This window comes from Rhizobium sp. P2_G9, from assembly GCF_056403475.1.
Genome location: NZ_JBFUFK010000021.1, coordinates 1 through 16,231 on the forward strand (window position 1 = coordinate 1; position 16,231 = coordinate 16,231).

12 protein-coding genes are annotated in these 16,231 nt (G+C 60.2%); 2 read left to right on the forward strand and 10 right to left on the reverse strand.

The features are described 5' to 3' along the window. Positions 1 to 684 precede the first annotated feature (684 nt). Positions 685 to 2,625, forward strand: a complete 1,941-nt coding sequence (locus AC1DYF_RS18350) for a M23 family metallopeptidase (RefSeq protein ID WP_477878186.1) — start codon at positions 685 to 687, stop codon at positions 2,623 to 2,625. 65 nt (positions 2,626 to 2,690) lie between these two features. Here AC1DYF_RS18350 and clpB read toward each other — a convergent pair whose 3' ends face one another. The 6 genes from clpB to AC1DYF_RS18380 form a co-directional block, all read right to left on the reverse strand. Further along, positions 2,691 to 5,291, reverse strand: coding sequence for an ATP-dependent chaperone ClpB (clpB, locus tag AC1DYF_RS18355; protein WP_477878187.1), 2,601 nt, complete (start codon positions 5,289 to 5,291; stop codon positions 2,691 to 2,693). A gap of 265 nt (positions 5,292 to 5,556) precedes the next feature. Further along, a complete protein-coding gene (locus tag AC1DYF_RS18360; protein WP_477878188.1) occupies positions 5,557 to 5,868 on the reverse strand; it encodes a hypothetical protein in 312 nt (103 codons plus the stop codon). 129 nt (positions 5,869 to 5,997) lie between these two features. Then, a complete protein-coding gene (locus AC1DYF_RS18365; protein WP_477878189.1) occupies positions 5,998 to 6,414 on the reverse strand; it encodes a (deoxy)nucleoside triphosphate pyrophosphohydrolase in 417 nt (138 codons plus the stop codon). Position 6,415: 1 nt separating this feature from the next. Next, positions 6,416 to 7,195: a GNAT family N-acetyltransferase gene (locus tag AC1DYF_RS18370; protein ID WP_477878190.1), complete on the reverse strand. Its 780-nt coding sequence runs from the start codon at positions 7,193 to 7,195 to the stop codon at positions 6,416 to 6,418. Further along, the gene (gene argJ, locus AC1DYF_RS18375; protein WP_477878191.1) at positions 7,176 to 8,414 is read right to left on the reverse strand and encodes a bifunctional glutamate N-acetyltransferase/amino-acid acetyltransferase ArgJ; all 1,239 of its coding nucleotides are present in this window, start codon (positions 8,412 to 8,414) and stop codon (positions 7,176 to 7,178) included. The genes AC1DYF_RS18370 and argJ overlap by 20 nt, the downstream gene beginning before the upstream one ends. Then, positions 8,360 to 9,304, reverse strand: a complete 945-nt coding sequence (locus tag AC1DYF_RS18380) for a peptidylprolyl isomerase (protein ID WP_477878192.1) — start codon at positions 9,302 to 9,304, stop codon at positions 8,360 to 8,362. The genes argJ and AC1DYF_RS18380 overlap by 55 nt, the downstream gene beginning before the upstream one ends. A 242-nt stretch (positions 9,305 to 9,546) precedes the next feature. Here AC1DYF_RS18380 and secA point away from each other — a divergent pair, with 242 nt between their 5' ends. Continuing rightward, entirely contained in the window at positions 9,547 to 12,270 is a 2,724-nt protein-coding gene (gene secA, locus AC1DYF_RS18385; protein WP_477878306.1) for a preprotein translocase subunit SecA, read from the forward strand. A gap of 109 nt (positions 12,271 to 12,379) precedes the next feature. Here the strand turns inward: secA and AC1DYF_RS18390 are convergent, their stop codons facing one another. Genes AC1DYF_RS18390 through metA form a run of 4 tightly spaced genes read right to left on the reverse strand, consistent with a single transcriptional unit; the run spans position 12,380 to position 16,218 of the window. Further along, positions 12,380 to 13,279 (reverse strand): ATP-grasp domain-containing protein, encoded by a 900-nt coding sequence (locus AC1DYF_RS18390; protein WP_477878193.1) that lies wholly within the window; start codon positions 13,277 to 13,279, stop codon positions 12,380 to 12,382. A gap of 13 nt (positions 13,280 to 13,292) precedes the next feature. Continuing rightward, positions 13,293 to 14,036 carry a bifunctional 2-polyprenyl-6-hydroxyphenol methylase/3-demethylubiquinol 3-O-methyltransferase UbiG gene (gene ubiG / locus AC1DYF_RS18395; RefSeq protein ID WP_477878194.1) on the reverse strand — a complete coding sequence of 248 codons (744 nt, stop codon included), beginning with the start codon at positions 14,034 to 14,036 and terminating at the stop codon, positions 13,293 to 13,295. Positions 14,037 to 14,079: 43 nt separating this feature from the next. Further along, positions 14,080 to 15,267: a vWA domain-containing protein gene (locus AC1DYF_RS18400; RefSeq protein ID WP_477878195.1), complete on the reverse strand. Its 1,188-nt coding sequence runs from the start codon at positions 15,265 to 15,267 to the stop codon at positions 14,080 to 14,082. 3 nt (positions 15,268 to 15,270) lie between these two features. After that, positions 15,271 to 16,218, reverse strand: a complete 948-nt coding sequence (metA, locus tag AC1DYF_RS18405) for a homoserine O-acetyltransferase MetA (RefSeq protein ID WP_477878196.1) — start codon at positions 16,216 to 16,218, stop codon at positions 15,271 to 15,273. Between the last annotated feature and the right edge of the window lie 13 nt (positions 16,219 to 16,231).

Genomic DNA, 16,231 nt, shown 5'->3' on the forward strand with positions numbered 1-16,231 from the left:
GTTGAGAATTGATCATTAGCCTTCATCATCGCTCGAAATTGACGAGAGTTCAAAAACTCAAAATCCCAATCAGTGCAAAACACCAACCAAAATCGAGCTTTCGTCTTCTCATTTCAAAACGTAGACTGGCCAAAGTCTCTTTCGGTAACATCCAGAACCCTAAAGTCCCTTCCGCCACCGCAGACACCCGCCGTCCACGTCTCTCTTTCTTCTTAACCAACAATGTCAAAGATCAGACGAAAAAACCCCGTCCCCAGAAACAACATCCCTGCTATCCCCGGTCAAAGCATGCTCACCAATGTCTTGGTAGTCTGCTCTTAATGTAACCTCCAGCGCCACAGTCTTAACCGTTTTGCAGGAGCGAGCTCGTTGGCCGCCAGAAGCAACCGCCGCCCTCGTCTTGAAGCGGGTTATAAGGGGGAGGCCTCAGAGTGTCAAACGCTTTTTTCGAGTTTTGTGAAGTTTTTTTGAAAGCCCGAGATTTCCAATCGGTTGCGGTGCGATATTTTGAAAAGGGTCGGTTTGCGACGCACAAAATTGCCGATCTGCCGCCAGTTTTTCACATTTAGAGCCGAATCCATCCGGATCGGATCGCGCCGGCCAGGCAAGTTTGACTCACGCGCGATTATATTGCACTCATGGCGGCTCTTGAGGGGCGGACATTCGGGACCGGACAATTGATCCATGCATGACGCGAGAATCATCCGGTCACTCGGAGAAAAGCCACCGATCCTGGCAGAAGGACGGCGCACGCCTGACCGGCGCGAGGTTTCGCTGCGCTGGCTCTCAGGCACATTTCTTACCGGCATCACCAGTTCCATTCTTATGGGCGTCGCACTTTTTGCCGCGCTCGAAGGCCGCGAACTGCTGACCATTCCGGCCGAAGCGTCCGCCATGGGCCGCGCGGATACCAAGGATGATGCGATCGACACCGTGCAGAAGGGTGGCAGGTTGATCACCTCCACCGTCGCCGCCAAGCCGTCCGACAGGCAGGTCATGGATGTGCCGACTGTCGTCGCCGATGGCGACAAGCAGGTGGTGCGCAAGCAGCCCTTTGCTCTGGTGAAGATGGCGCTCGCCGCCAACTATTCGAGTGAAACCGATTATCCGGCCTTCGACCCGCTGAATATCGTCTCCTCCGAGGCCGACAAGCCGGGCGCCGCAGCCCCCTCCCCCGTCTTCTACGGCTCCGACGTCGAATCGGAGGTGTCGTTGAAGGTGATCGATTTCCCAGCGACCACCTCCCCCTTCCCGCTTGGACCATCGATGACCTATGACGAGGTCGAGGAGAATGTCCGAACCAACGGATCGCTTCTGACCTCCGACGACAGCCAGGTCGCGACGCTCTCCTATGTCGACCCGCAGCGCTTCGCTTCCGACACCGACACGATCGACGTTCTGGGCAAGCTCTCGGCCAAGGTGGTCGAAGAGAACACCACGGTCGCTATGCCGAGCTTCGTGACGCCGAAAACGCCGGAATATGCCGATGATGTCATTCCCGTGCGGACGGCGGCAACGCTAAGCTCGGTGCTGGTCGCCGCCGGTTATGCCAAGGGGCCGGTCAAGGATATCGAGGATTATCTCTCGTCCGCTCTGCAAAAGGACCAACTCGCCGAAGGCGACGTGGTGCGCGTCGGCGTCGTCCAGGAAGGCGAGAAGGCGCGCATCGTCCGCGTCAGCCTCTATTCGCACGGCGTCCACCAGTTGACCGTGGCGGCCGACGACAAGGGAAAGCTGGTGACGGGCACCGAACCGCCGGCGCTCGCCGCCGTCCAGACTGCCTTCGATGACAGTTCCGCTCAGGTTGCCGACAATGACGATCTGCCACGGGTCTATGACGGCATTTATCGCGCCAGTCTTTCCTACGGCATGAGCAAGGATATGATCGCCAATGTGATCCGGCTGCTTTCCAGCAATGTCGACTTCCAGGCGCAGCTGAAACCGACCGACAAGCTCGAAGCCTTCTATTCCGTCGAAGACGAGACCGGCGAGGCGACCAAGGATTCCGAACTGCTCTACATCCACGCCAAGTTCGGCGATACCGACACGAAGCTCTACCGTTTCCAAGACCAGACCGACATGTCGGTCGATTATTATGACCAGAACGGCAAGAGCCTGAAGCAGTTCCTGATACGTAACCCGGTGCCCGGCGCGGTGTTCAGGTCCGGTTTCGGCATGCGCCGGCATCCGATCCTTGGCTATATGCGCATGCATACCGGCGTCGACTGGGCTGCCCCGAAGGGCTCGCCGATCATCGCGGCCGGCGACGGCACGGTCATCAAGGCCGGCTGGGACAAGGGTGGCTATGGCAACCAGACGCTGATCCAGCATCCGAACGGCTATGTCACGTCCTATAATCACCAGGCAGCGATCGCCAAGGAAGTGGTGCCCGGCGCCCATGTCCACCAGGGACAGATCATCGGCTGGGTCGGCACGACGGGCGAATCAACTGGCCCGCACCTGCATTACGAGGTGATCGTCAACGGCAACCGCGTCGATCCGCAGCGCATCCGCCTGCCGGCCGGCAAGGCATTGAAGGGTGACGAGCTCGCCAAATTCGAGCAGGAGCGCAAGCGCATCGACGACCTGATCGACAAGGGCGAAACCAGGGTCGCCAGCCAGTAGTTCACCATTGAAGCTCAGACGAAACCGGCGGCCAAAGGCCGCCGTTCGTATTCGATAGCGCTTGCCTACGCCGCCTGCTTCTCGGTGCTGCGCGCCTTGAACAGCAGCCGGTCGGAGCCGGACGAGACATGGATGCGCGATCCATCCGGGAAATCGCCGGAAAGAATACGCTCCGACAGCGGATCCTGCACGTAGCGCTGGATCGCCCGCTTCAGCGGCCGGGCGCCATAGACAGGATCATAGCCCTTGTCGGCCAGCCAGCTGCGGGCATCTTCGCCAAGTTCGAGCTCGATCTTGCGATCGGCCAAAAGCTTTGCGAGGCGCGTCAGCTGAATATCGACGATCGCGCCCATCTCGCTGCGCCGCAGGCGATGGAACAGGATGATCTCGTCGACGCGGTTGAGGAATTCCGGCCGGAAGGCCGCCTTCACCACATCCATCACCTGGTCGCGCACCTTGTCGCTGTCCTCGTCATCGGCGAGCCGGACCAGATATTCGGCACCGAGATTGGAGGTCATGACGATCAGGGTGTTCTTGAAGTCCACCGTACGGCCCTGGCCATCGGTCAGGCGGCCGTCATCGAGAACCTGCAGGAGCACGTTGAACACATCCGGATGCGCCTTCTCGACTTCGTCGAACAGCACGATCTGGTAGGGCCGGCGCCGAACTGCCTCGGTGAGCGCCCCGCCCTCGTCATAACCGACATAGCCCGGAGGGGCGCCGATCAGCCGCGAAACGGAGTGCTTCTCCATATATTCCGACATGTCCATGCGCGTGATCGCCTGCTCGTCATCGAACAGGAAGCGAGCCAGCGCCTTGGTCAACTCCGTCTTGCCGACACCGGTCGGGCCGAGGAAGATGAACGAGCCGATCGGCCGGTTCGGATCCTGCAGGCCGGCGCGGGCGCGGCGGACGGCGCGCGACACGGCCTGAACCGCATCACCCTGACCGACGACCGACTTCGCCAACTCGTCTTCCATCCGCAGCAGCTTGTCGCGTTCGCCTTCGAGCATCTTGTCGACCGGAATGCCGGTCCAGCGCGAGACGATATGGGCGATATGGTCAGGCGTGACCACTTCCTGCACCATGGCGGCGCCTCGGCCATCGCTCGATTCCGCGTCGGTGAGCTGCTTTTCCAAAGCCGGGATCGTGCCATAGGCCAGTTCGCCGGCCCTTTGGTATTCACCCTTGCGCTGCGCGATCGCCAACTCGTTGCGGGCGTCGTCGAGCATCTTCTTCAAATCCGCGGCGAGGCCGAGCTTCTGCTTTTCCGCCTGCCAGCGGGCCGTCAGCGCATCCGCCTGCTCCTCGAACGAGGCGAGGTCGGCTTCGAGCTTTTCGAGCCGATCTCTGGACGCCGTGTCGGTTTCCTTCTTCAGCGCCTCGCGCTCGATCTTCAGCTGGATGATGCGGCGATCGAGTTCGTCGAGCTCTTCCGGCTTGGAATCGACCTGCATGCGCAGCCGCGAGGCGGCCTCGTCCATCAGGTCGATCGCCTTGTCCGGCAGGAACCGGTCGGCAATGTAACGGTTGGACAGCGTGGCCGCGGCCACCAGTGCAGAGTCTGAAATCCGTACCTTATGATGCTGCTCGTACTTTTCCTTGAGGCCGCGCAGGATCGAGATCGTGTCGTCGACCTTCGGCTCGTCGACGAAGACCGGCTGGAAACGCCGGGCAAGTGCCGCGTCCTTCTCGACATGCTTGCGATATTCGTCGAGCGTCGTGGCACCCACGCAATGCAATTCGCCACGCGCCAGCGCCGGCTTCAAGAGGTTGGACGCATCCATAGCGCCATCCGCCTTGCCCGCGCCGACCAGCGTATGCATCTCGTCGATGAACAGGATGACTTCGCCATTCTCCGCCTGGACCTCGCTGAGCACGGATTTCAGCCGCTCCTCGAATTCACCGCGGAATTTGGCGCCGGCAATCAAGGCGCCCATATCGAGCGCCATCAGCTTCTTGTCCTTCAGCGATTCCGGCACGTCGCCATTGACGATCCGGAGCGCCAGGCCTTCGGCAATGGCGGTCTTTCCGACGCCGGGCTCACCGATCAGCACCGGATTGTTCTTGGTGCGGCGGGAAAGGACCTGGATCGTGCGGCGGATTTCGTCGTCCCGGCCGATCACCGGATCAAGCCTGCCCTCGCGAGCCTCGGCAGTGAGGTCACGGGCATATTTCTTCAGCGCGTCAAAACCAGCCTCCGCATTGGCGCTGTTTGCCGTGCGGCCCTTGCGGATCTCGTTGATCACCTGGTTCAGCGCCTGCGGATTGACGCCGGCCTTCTTCAGCGAGTCCGCCGTCGTGGCACTCGGCTCCATGGCGAGGGCAATCAGCAGCCGTTCGACGGTGACAAAGCTGTCACCGGCCTTCTTGGCCTGTTCCTCGGCATTGTTGAAGATGCGCGCCAAGGGCTGGGCAAGCGAAAGCTGGCCATTGCCGCCGGATGTCTTGGGCAGCTTCTTCAACGCCTCGTCATTCGCCAGCCGGGCGACTTTGGAATCGCCTCCGGCGCGATCGATCAGCGACGCAGCCATGCCCTGATTGTCATCGAGCAGTGCCTTGAGCACATGTTCGGCGGTGAATTGCGGATTGCCTTCACCGACCGCATAAGTCTGCGCGTTCTGCAGGAAACCGCGAACGCGTTCGGAATATTTCTCTAAATTCATAATGTCTCCGTTTCTCGCCCCGCCCCTAAGGCACGGACCGAAGTATCAGGATTCAGCTCCCGTATCGGCAAGCCGTTGACGCGAATATGGTGTGGATTTCGGGAAAGAAAAGGGCGGATAGGCGAGATTTTTGGGCGATTTCAGCGGTTTGCGAATCGTCAAGCAGAAGCGGTCCGAGAGGCTCAACTGCGCCCGAATTCGACAACATTCTGCAGGTTGATCTCCGAAAACTGCTCCACCAATGCGGTGGGCATGTCGAGGCGCTTCAGCACCCCGACTTGTTGCCATTGTCATCGATAATGCAGACCTCGCTCGGATCGCTCTGCAGGACCGACCGGCGGATCGTGTAATGCTTTACCTTGCCATCATGCGAGGGGATCGATCCCGTCTTGATGTCGTCATAGCCCAAGGTGCTCGCCTCCATCCTGTCCTTTTGCTGCGACACGAGCGGCGTGACGATCAGCGTCAGCGCAATGATTGCCGTGCCGAACAGGAGGGCGACGTTGAGCGCACCGATGGGACCCGATCTCTCGCGCGAAAATTCCCGCTCCTGCGGTTTCGAGAACTCGTCATCCATGGTTCAGCGCCCTGTTATCATTCCAGATCGTGGTTACCGGAATGATAATGGCCAGTGCTAAACGAAGTCTTAACAGATCGTTATAAACCGGGACATGTCCGACCTTTTGCCGGTAGGGAGTACAAGCGATCAGGGCAGGAGATCGGTGAGGAACGGCACGAGCGGGTCGTCGGCGGGCGGCATCGGGAAGCTCCGAAGATCCTTCGCCCGCACCCATTTGATCGCCTGGCCTTCAAKTCCGCGCGCGATGCCCTCATAGCGCCTGCATATATAAAGAGGCATCAGCAGGTGGAAATCGTCATAGGCGTGGCTGGCAAAGGTCAGCGGCGCGAGGCAGGGGATCTTGGTTTCGATGCCGAGTTCTTCCCGGAGCTCGCGAACCAGCGTCTCCTCCGGCGTCTCGCCCTTCTCGACCTTGCCGCCCGGAAATTCCCAGAGCCCGGCCATCGATTTGCCTTCCGGACGCTGGGCAAGCAGCACGCGGCCATCCGCATCGATCAGCGCGCAGGCCGCGACCAGCACGATGCGATTGCCGCCATCCGCCATGTCAGGCCTCTTTCTGCCAGTAGCAGTAGTCGTAGACCGGTTTGAAACCGATCCGTTCGTAAAGCGTCCGGGCCGGGTGATTGTCGGCGATCACCTGCAGCCAACCATGCCGGGCGCCGCGGAGCCGCGCCCAGCGCAGCGCCGCCGAAACCAGTTCGAGACCGAGCCCCCGGCGGCGCGCGCTTTTTGCGACCACGATCTGCTGCAGGCCGGCGAGCTCATTGTCCTGCACACAGATGCCGACCGCCTTCGGGCCTTCGGAATCTTCCATCAGGAACAGGCCGGCAGTCGGCTCGATCGAGCCGATAATGCCGCCGAGCACAGGCGCGGTCGTCTCGCGGCCATCGTCGATCTTCACGCAGGCTTCGGAAAAGCGCTGTATGTCGTGGGTCGGCAGGTGATCCATGCCATGGTCGGTATCGACCGCGTCGAGATCGGCGGCCATGACCAATGTCCGCGACTTCGGTACCCAGCCTTCATGCGCCAGCAAATCCGGGAGGCCTGGTGGGCAAAGCGGCGATTGCCGGATCGACGCCGTCAGGCCATTGGACGCGAAGGCTTCCTCGGCGGCGCGGATACGCGCGGCCATGTCCGAACCGTCGAACGGGTCGAGCGGCACGAGCGAATTCAGGCGCTTGGAAGGATGGCCGGGCGTCAGGCGCAATTGCCAGCTGCCGTCGAACGTTACCTTCGCCGCAGGCCATGCCCGGAATCCTGCCGCCTCCAGCCGTCGCACCAACGGCAGCCGGACACGGCTCATATCAGCTACGGTAGTCGCCATTGATTTCGACATATTCCTTGGTGAGGTCGCACGTCCACACCGTCGCCTTGCCCAGGCCGAGGCCGAGATCGACTCTGACAGGGATTTTCTGGTTCTTCATGACCGCCGAAGCAGCCGCCTCGGAATAATCAGGGTCACGCTCGCCCTCGACCGCAACGCGAATATCGCCGAAGCGAATTTCGAGCAGATCGCGGTCTGCGGGCTCGCCGGCCTTGCCGACAGCCATGACGACACGGCCCCAATTGGCATCCTCGCCGGCGATCGCGGTCTTGACCAGCGGTGAATTGGCGATCGAAAGCGCGATCTTCTTGGCGCTCTCGTGGCTGACAGCGCCGGTGACAGTGACCTCGACCATCTTGCGAGCGCCTTCGCCATCGCAGACGACCTGGTGGGCGAGGTCGAGCAGCAGGCTGTTGAGCGCCTCAGCGAAACCGGCGACCTCGCCACCATCGATCTCGACCCGCTTCTGGCCGTGCCGGGCAGCTGCGCCAGTGGCGAACAGCATCAGCGTGTCGGAGGTCGAGGTGTCGCTATCGACAGTGACCGAGTTGAAGCTCGGGCCGACCCCCCGCGAAAGCAGGCTCTGCAGCACGTTCGGGGCGATATTCGCATCGGTGACGACGAAAGACAGCATCGTCGCCATGTCAGGCGCGATCATGCCCGCACCCTTGGCAATGCCGTTGATTGTGACGGTGGTGCCGGAAATCTGCGCCGTCCGGGTCGCGACCTTCGGATAGGTATCCGTGGTCATGATCGCCTTGGCGGCTTCCAGCCAGAAATCGCCCGTCGCGCGCACGTTCATATCGCCCAGCACGCCGGCAAATTTCGTAGCATCGAGCGGCTCGCCAATCACGCCGGTCGAGGCAAGGAAAACCTCACCCACCGAACAGCCCACCGCTTCGGAGGCCGACTTGGCCGTCAGTTCCGTCGCAGCCTTGCCCTTCTTGCCGGTAAAAGCGTTGGCATTGCCGGAATTGACCACGACAGCGCGAGCCTGGCCGCCCTTCAGGTTGGCGCGGCAGAAATCCACCGGCGCCGAGGGGCAGTTCGAGCGGGTGAAGACGCCAGCGACGCTCGCCGGTTCGTCGAACACCATCATCAGCACGTCGGTGCGGTTCTTGTACTTGATGCCGGCTTCGGCGGTGGCCATGCGGACACCGTCGATCACCGGCATGACGGGAAAATTTTTCGGCGCGAGCGGGGAGACAGCGTGGGACATGACCCTGAACCTCGATTTGGGACGCCTGTCCCAGGGCAACGCACAGACGCAGAAGCGTGATGGCTCAAAACGAGAAGGCGCCTGCATCGTGCAGGCGCGGCACTCGCCTTGGCGGCGGTGAGCAGCGCCACATACTTTTCGCGGATGACGAGCTGCCGCACCTGGTCCTTGACCTGATCGAAGGACGGCGGAGCGGCAGTGCGCTTATCCTCGACCAGGATCACATGGTAGCCGAATTGGGTCTTGATCGGGGTTTCGCTGTGCTTGCCCTTTTCGAGCGCGAAAGCCGCAGCTTCGAATTCCGGCACCATCTGGCCCTTCTTGAAAAAGCCGAGATCGCCGCCATCGGATTTGTTCGGATCGGTCGACTTTTCCTTGGCGAGCTTGGCGAAATCCTTGCCGGCGTCGAGTTCCTTGATGATCGCCTTGGCCTCATCCTCGGTCTTCACCAGGATGTGGCGGGCATGAATCTCTTCTTCCTTCGGCATCTTGGCGACTTCGGCATCATAGCGCGCCTTGAGATCGGCATCGGTGATCGCGTCGACAATATGCTTCTTGAAATATTCGTTGTGCAGCTCGCGATCGACAATGAACTGGACGCGCGTCTTGAAATCGACGTCATCATCGAGCTTCTCGGTCTTGGCCTTTTCGGCGACGACCTTGGCGTCGATCAATGCCGTCAGCGCTGCGATCTGCTTCTTGTCCGGCGGCAGCTGCTGCGCCGTCTGCGGATCGATGAAGCCCTCGGCAAGTTCAAGGCCGGATTTGGTGATCTCGACGCCATCGATCTTGGCGACGACCGGATCCTTGGCATCTGCGGCGTTGGCGATGGGGCCTACGGCCAGGAGGGCGGTCAGAGCAGTGGCTGCGAGCAGGCCTTTGCGGAACATTTTTTCACCATTTTAGAGCATTTACGAAAGGTGGCCCCGGGATTTGCATTTTTCCGGCCAAAAGGCAAATGGAAAAGCGGGAGTCCGACCGCATTGAGTTGACATGCCAGACGCCCCCTCTTATCTGTCTCGCAGATTTGCGCGCTTGAATAGAAGTGTGCGGTGGAACGTTTTCCGGCAGATTTACTTCGGTCGACGATACGTTCCGGCAACAAAGATTGAGTTCAGAAAGGACCATGACGATGGTCAGTCTCGGCGGCCTGGCCCGCAAATTGTTCGGCTCCTCCAACGAACGCCGCATTCGCTCATATTCCACTCGCGTCAGCGAGATCAACGCGCTTGAGCCGCAGATAAAGGCGCTGACGGATGACCAGCTCAGGGCTAAGACGGCCGAATTCAAGCAGCAGCTTGCCGCCGGCAAGACGCTGGACGACATTCTGGCTCCGGCTTTTGCGGTCGCCCGTGAAGCAGCCCGGCGCGTGCTTGGCTTGAGACCTTTCGACGTCCAGCTGACCGGCGGCATGATCCTGCATGAGAAGGGCATCGCCGAAATGAAGACCGGCGAAGGCAAGACGCTGGTCGCCACGCTGCCCATCTATCTCAACGCGCTCGCCGGCAGGGGCGTGCACCTCGTGACCGTCAATGACTACCTCGCCCAGCGCGACGCGCAGATGATGGGCAAGATCTACGGCTTCCTCGGCCTGACAACCGGCGTCATCGTCCATGGTCTCGACGACGACCAGCGCCGCGCGGCTTATGCCTGCGACGTCACCTACGCCACCAACAACGAACTCGGCTTCGATTATCTGCGCGACAATATGAAGTACGAGAAAAGCCAGATGGTCCAGCGCGACCACTATTTCGCCATCGTCGACGAAGTCGACTCGATCCTGGTCGACGAGGCGCGCACGCCGCTGATCATTTCCGGCCCGCTCGACGACCGTTCCGACTTCTATAATACGATCGACGCCTTCATCCCGATGCTCAACAAGGATGACTATGAGCTCGACGAGAAGCAGAAGTCGGTCAACTTTTCCGAAGTCGGCACCGAGAAACTCGAAAATCTGCTGCGCGCCGCCGGCCACCTGAAGGGCGAGTCGCTTTACGACGTCGAGAACGTCGCCGTCGTCCACCACGTCAACAACGCGCTCAAAGCGCACAAAATGTTCCAGCGCGACAAGGATTACATCGTCCGCAACGACGAAGTCGTGATCATCGACGAATTCACCGGCCGCATGATGCCCGGCCGCCGCTTTTCGGAGGGCCTGCACCAGGCGCTCGAAGCCAAGGAGAAGGTGTCGATCCAGCCTGAAAACCAGACGCTGGCCTCGATCACGTTCCAGAACTATTTCCGCATGTATGACAAGCTGGCCGGCATGACCGGTACGGCATCGACCGAAGCTGAAGAATTCGGCAACATCTATGGCCTCGAAGTCGTTGAAGTGCCGACCAACCTGCCGATCAAGCGTCTCGACGAAGATGACGAGGTCTACCGAACAGTCGAGGAGAAGTACAAGGCGATCATCGCCGACATTCTCGACAGCCACAAGCGCGGCCAACCGGTGCTGGTCGGTACGACCTCGATCGAAAAGTCCGAACAGCTCGCCGACCGCCTGAGAAAGCAGGGTTTTTCCAATTTCCAGGTGCTGAACGCCCGCTATCACGAGCAGGAAGCCTATATCGTCGCCCAGGCCGGCGTGCCGGGTGCCGTCACCATTGCCACCAACATGGCCGGCCGCGGCACCGACATCCAGCTCGGCGGCAACCCGGACATGCGCATCGAACAGGAACTGACCGATCTTGAGCCGGGTCAGGAGCGCCAGTCGCGCGAAGCCGCGATCCGCGATGAGGTCAAGACGCTCAAGCAACAGGCGCTGGCCGCCGGCGGCCTTTATGTTCTCGCCACCGAGCGCCATGAAAGCCGCCGCATCGACAACCAGTTGCGCGGCCGCTCCGGCCGTCAGGGTGACCCGGGCCGCTCAAAATTCTTCCTGTCTTTGCAGGACGACCTGATGCGCATCTTCGGTTCCGACCGTATGGATTCGATGCTGGTCAAGCTCGGCCTCAAAGAAGGCGAGGCGATCATCCATCCGTGGATCAACAAGGCCCTGGAACGCGCCCAGAAGAAGGTCGAGGCCCGCAACTTCGACATCCGCAAGAACCTGCTCAAATATGACGACGTGCTCAACGACCAGCGCAAGGTGATCTACTCACAACGCCTCGAGCTGATGGAAGCAGAGAGCATGACCGAGACGGTCGAGGACATGCGCGACGAGGTGATCGAGGTGATCACCAAGAAGCACATGCCGGAAAAGGCCTATGCCGAGCAATGGAACGTCAAGGACCTGCGCGCCGAAGCGCTTGAATATCTCAACCTCGACCTGCCGATCGAAGCCTGGGCGGCCGAGGAAGGCATTGCCGAAGACGATGTGTTCACGCGCATCAAGGACGCCGCCGACAAGGAAATGAAGGAAAAGGCCGAGCGTTTTGGCGCCGAACTCATGACCTATGTCGAGCGTTCCGTCGTGCTGCAGACGCTCGATAACCTCTGGCGCGAGCACATCGTCAACCTCGAACATTTGCGCTCTGTCATCGGCTTCCGCGGCTACGCCCAGCGCGACCCGCTGCAGGAATACAAGCAGGAAGCCTTCGAACTCTTCCAGGCCCTGCTCGCCAACCTGCGCAACACGGTCACCGGCCAGCTGATGCGTGTCGAACTGGTGCAGAACGCCCCCGACATGGAAGGCGAGGAACTGCCGTTCATGCAAGGCCACCACATCGACGCCACGACTGGCGAGGACGACTTCAACTCTGGCGGCCATAGCGCCCAGGGCTTTTCGGCCAACGAGATCCACCGCGACCCGAACAACCCCGCCACCTGGGGCGAAGTCGGCCGCAACGAACCCTGCCCCTGCGGCTCAGGCAAGAAGTTCAAGCATTGCCACGGGGCCTATCAGACGGCTTGAGGCCGCCACAGTTGAGATGAACAGCGCCGCCTCCGGGCGGCGTTTTCATGCCCGGCGTTTGGGGCCTTCCAATGAAGATGTTTCCCAGCGCCTGGCCGAAAGGCGCTGTTCAGCGCATCGCCAAACTCAAAGCCGAAAAGACTGCCGGAGCGACATCATCAGCGTTACCATCCACCAACGCACACGCCTGCCCGTCCCCGACATAACGCGGCCACCACTTTCCATTCATATCGATGCCGAAACTGACCCAGGCAAACGGGCTCGGAACATGTGCCGCCACATCCGCCAGCAATTTTGCAGGAGGCGGCCCGGGGTCTCCCGCCCACTCTCCACAAGGCCAACAGCCCACAACGCTGCCGTTGACGACGAAGGCACAGTATACAAACGGAGGGCCCGCCATAGGTTGGAGCCGAAAATAAGCCCTGAACACCAAGCCGCCCATCAGCCTCTCGCCCTTCATTTCGCGAAAATGTGCGATGGTCTTTAGTGCTTCGTCGAAATCGGAAGCATCCAAAATATGGAGGTCCCCGTCCGAGGGATCACTTGCCCCGTCATACTCCACCCAATCCTCAACCGTAACCGGGATCGGCCCGAATGCCGAGAGTGTTGCCTCGATAGCGGCTCGGTCGTCGATCTGCGAAACTGGCAACCACTTCGTCAGAGGCAACCATTTCGCCAGGGGCGGATACCAACTGGGTGTATAATGGCAAGCCGCATGGTTTGCTGGAGAGGTGAGCAGGCCGATGCCGCGACTTGATAAAGCATCGAAGAGCCCGGCATAGTCCTCCGGCAGAAGCCACAGGCCGCAACAAACGGCAGAGCCATCAGAATCGAACCGCGCTTCGCGTAGAGCAGCGACCGGGTCCATTCGCCAATCTACCACGTCATGATCAATCACTATCGGGGTAAAGCCGAATTTCCGCGCAATCTCGACCTCGACCGCGAAATAAGGCTCGACTGTTCGCGGATTCTCGGGATCGCAGCAAAAAAGAACATAGGGCGAGGGCATGGCTGGAACACTCCTATTGCCGTTCCGCCAACAGCATGTAATTCACATCCATGTCCTTCGACAGATTCCACTGATTGGTAAACGGGCTGAAGAACACGCCCGTCCTGTCGATCACATTCATCCCCGCTGCATTCAGCGGCTTCTCGATCTCTTCCGGCCGCACCAGCTTTTCATATTGATGCGTGCCGCGCGGCAGCCAGCGCAGGATGTTTTCCGCCGCCACGATGGCAAGTGCCGCCGCCTTGAAGGTGCGATTGATGGTGGCGACGAACATCAGGCCGCCGGGCTTGACCATGGTGGCGCAGGTCTCGATGAAGAAGGGCACGTCGGCGACATGCTCGACCACTTCCATATTGAGCACGATATCGAATTTTTCGTCATCGGCGGCCAGTGCCTCAGCGGTCACGGCGCGGTAGTCGACCGGCACGCCGCTCTGCTCCGAATGGATGCGGGCGATGGCAATGTTCTTTTCCGACGCGTCGGCACCCAGCACATTGGCGCCCATGCGGGCAATCGGCTCGGAGAGCAGGCCGCCACCGCAGCCGATATCGAGCACCCGCAGCCCTTCGAGCGGCCTATGCGATTTCGGATCTCGGCCGAATTTTTCCGATACCTTGTCGCGGATATAGGCAAGCCGCACAGGGTTGAACTTGTGCAGCGGCTTGAATTTTCCCGTCGGGCTCCACCACTCCGCCGCCATGGCCGAGAAAAGGTCGACTTGCGACTGGTCTATGCTGGTCTTGGCGGCTTCGGTCATTGTCATGCTCCCTTTCGGCACGACCTATATAGGGTCGATCGCCCTATCGCGACAATTCTTTTGCCGCGGCTTCCAGCCCGCCAAGCGTCAGCGGATACATTTTGCCCCCGAACAGGCTGCGGATCATGCCGATCGAATGCGTATGGCCCCAATAGCTCTCCGCCACCGGATTCAACCAGACCCATTTGCGGAAATGACCGGTGATGCGGTTGAGCCAGACCGCGCCCGGCTCCTTGTTCCAATGCTCGACCGAGCCGCCGGCCATGCTGATCTCATAAGGGCTCATCGACGCATCGCCGGCAAAGATCACCTTATAGTCGGGACCATAGGTGCGGATCACGTCTTCCGTCGGGATCATCGACGACTTGCGCCTGAGATTGTCCTTCCAGACACCTTCATAGAGGCAATTGTGGAAATAGAAATATTCGAGCTGACGGAATTCCGCCCGCGCCGCCGAAAACAGTTCTTCAGCGATCTTCAGGTGATCGTCCATCGAGCCGCCGATGTCGAAGAACATCAGGAGCTTCACCCGATTGCGACGCTCGGGCCGCGTCTGCACGTCCAGCCACCCATGCTCGGCTGTCGCGCGAATTGTGTTGTCGAGGTCGAGCTCGTCGTCGGCGCCATCGCGCACCCAGCGGCGCAACCGCTTCAATGCGACTTTGATGTTGCGCGTGCCAAGCTCGACCGAATCGTCGAGATTTTTGAAATTACGCTCGTCCCAGACTTTCACCGCGCGCCGATGACGCGATTCCGGTTGGCCGATACGGACACCTTCGGGATTATAGCCATAGGCGCCAAAGGGCGAGGTGCCGCCGGTGCCGATCCACTTATTACCGCCCTGATGACGGCCCGTCTGTTCGGCGAGCCGCTGCTTCAGCGTCTCCATCAGTTTTTCGAAGCCGCCAAGGCTTTCGACCAGCCGCTTCTCTTCCTCGCTCAGATGTTTTTCCGCGAGCCGCATCAGCCATTCGACGGGGATTTCGGCGATGTCGACGATCTCGGTCGCACCCGAGACCGCCGAAACACCCTTGAAATAGTGCGCGAAAACCTGGTCGAAACGGTCGATGAACCGCTCGTCTTTCACCAATGATGCCCGCGCCAGATAGTAGAAAGCCTCGACATCGTAGTCTGCGATATGTGCTTCCATCCCCTCCATCAGCGTCAAAAATTCCCGGAGCGTCACCGGGACCTTTGCTGCCTTGAGTTCGAGGAAGAAGGGGAGGAACATCGCCTATGCCACCCTGCGCTCTTGCAGCCGCTCCTCTTCGCCGATCTTTTCCAGCACGAACGGCGTCGTCTGGTAGACCTGGTTGATCCAGTTGCCGAACAACAGATGCGCATGGCTGCGCCAGCGGTTCAGCGGAATCTGGGTCTCGTCATTGTGCGGGAAATAATTCGCCGGCATCTTGATCGGCACGCCGGCCGACTGGTCGCGGAAATATTCGTCGGCCAACGAGGTCGAGTCATATTCGACATGATTGAACATATAGAGCCGGTTGCCCTTCTTCTCGGCGATGAGGCAGAGGCCGGTATCGGCCGAGGTCATCAGCACTTCGAGACCCGATCCCGGGTCGATGTCCTTGCGCAGCACCTCGGTCCAACGCGATACCGGCACGGCGAAATCGTCGGAGAAACCGAGCAGATAGGGCGAGGTCGGGTTGAGATTGCGGTGCTGATAGACCCCGAAAGCCTTTTCCGACAGCGTATATTTCGGCACATTGTGGAAGTGATAGACCGCCGCCATCGCGCCCCAACAAATGTTGAGCGTCGAATGGACATTGGTCGTCGTCCATTCAAAAATCTGCGTCAGCTCGTCCCAATAAGTGACGTCCTCATAATCCAGCATCTCGACCGGCGCGCCAGTGATGATGAAGCCGTCGAACTTGCGATCCTTCACCTCGTCCCAGGTCTTGTAGAAGGACAGCAGATGTTCTTCCGACGTGTTCTTGGACTTGTGTCCGCCGATGCGCACCAGCGTCAGCTCGACCTGCAGCGGCGAGGCGCCGACCAGCCGGGCGATCTGGATCTCGGTCTTGATCTTGTTGGGCATGAGATTGAGCAGGCCGATCTGCAACGGACGGATATCCTGCCGGATGGCGACGGAATCGGTCATCACCGAAACGCCTTCGGACAGCAGGGTCTGGAATGCAGGCAATTGATCAGGAATCTTGATCGGCATCGGGGAACTCCAT

Excerpts from the sequence above, each read along its gene's own strand:
- ubiG (WP_477878194.1), bottom strand. The coding sequence starts at position 14,036 with ATGACCGAAGCCGCCAAGACCAGCATAGACCAGTCGCAAGTCGACCTT.
- AC1DYF_RS18360 (WP_477878188.1), bottom strand. The coding sequence starts at position 5,868 with ATGGATGACGAGTTCTCGAAACCGCAGGAGCGGGAATTTTCGCGCGAG.
- clpB (WP_477878187.1), bottom strand. The coding sequence starts at position 5,291 with ATGAATTTAGAGAAATATTCCGAACGCGTTCGCGGTTTCCTGCAGAAC.
- AC1DYF_RS18370 (WP_477878190.1), bottom strand. The coding sequence starts at position 7,195 with ATGGCGACTACCGTAGCTGATATGAGCCGTGTCCGGCTGCCGTTGGTG.
- argJ (WP_477878191.1), bottom strand. The coding sequence starts at position 8,414 with ATGTCCCACGCTGTCTCCCCGCTCGCGCCGAAAAATTTTCCCGTCATG.
- AC1DYF_RS18380 (WP_477878192.1), bottom strand. The coding sequence starts at position 9,304 with ATGTTCCGCAAAGGCCTGCTCGCAGCCACTGCTCTGACCGCCCTCCTG.
- AC1DYF_RS18350 (WP_477878186.1), top strand. The coding sequence starts at position 685 with ATGCATGACGCGAGAATCATCCGGTCACTCGGAGAAAAGCCACCGATC.
- AC1DYF_RS18400 (WP_477878195.1), bottom strand. The coding sequence starts at position 15,267 with ATGTTCCTCCCCTTCTTCCTCGAACTCAAGGCAGCAAAGGTCCCGGTG.
- metA (WP_477878196.1), bottom strand. The coding sequence starts at position 16,218 with ATGCCGATCAAGATTCCTGATCAATTGCCTGCATTCCAGACCCTGCTG.
- secA (WP_477878306.1), top strand. The coding sequence starts at position 9,547 with ATGGTCAGTCTCGGCGGCCTGGCCCGCAAATTGTTCGGCTCCTCCAAC.
- AC1DYF_RS18390 (WP_477878193.1), bottom strand. The coding sequence starts at position 13,279 with ATGCCCTCGCCCTATGTTCTTTTTTGCTGCGATCCCGAGAATCCGCGA.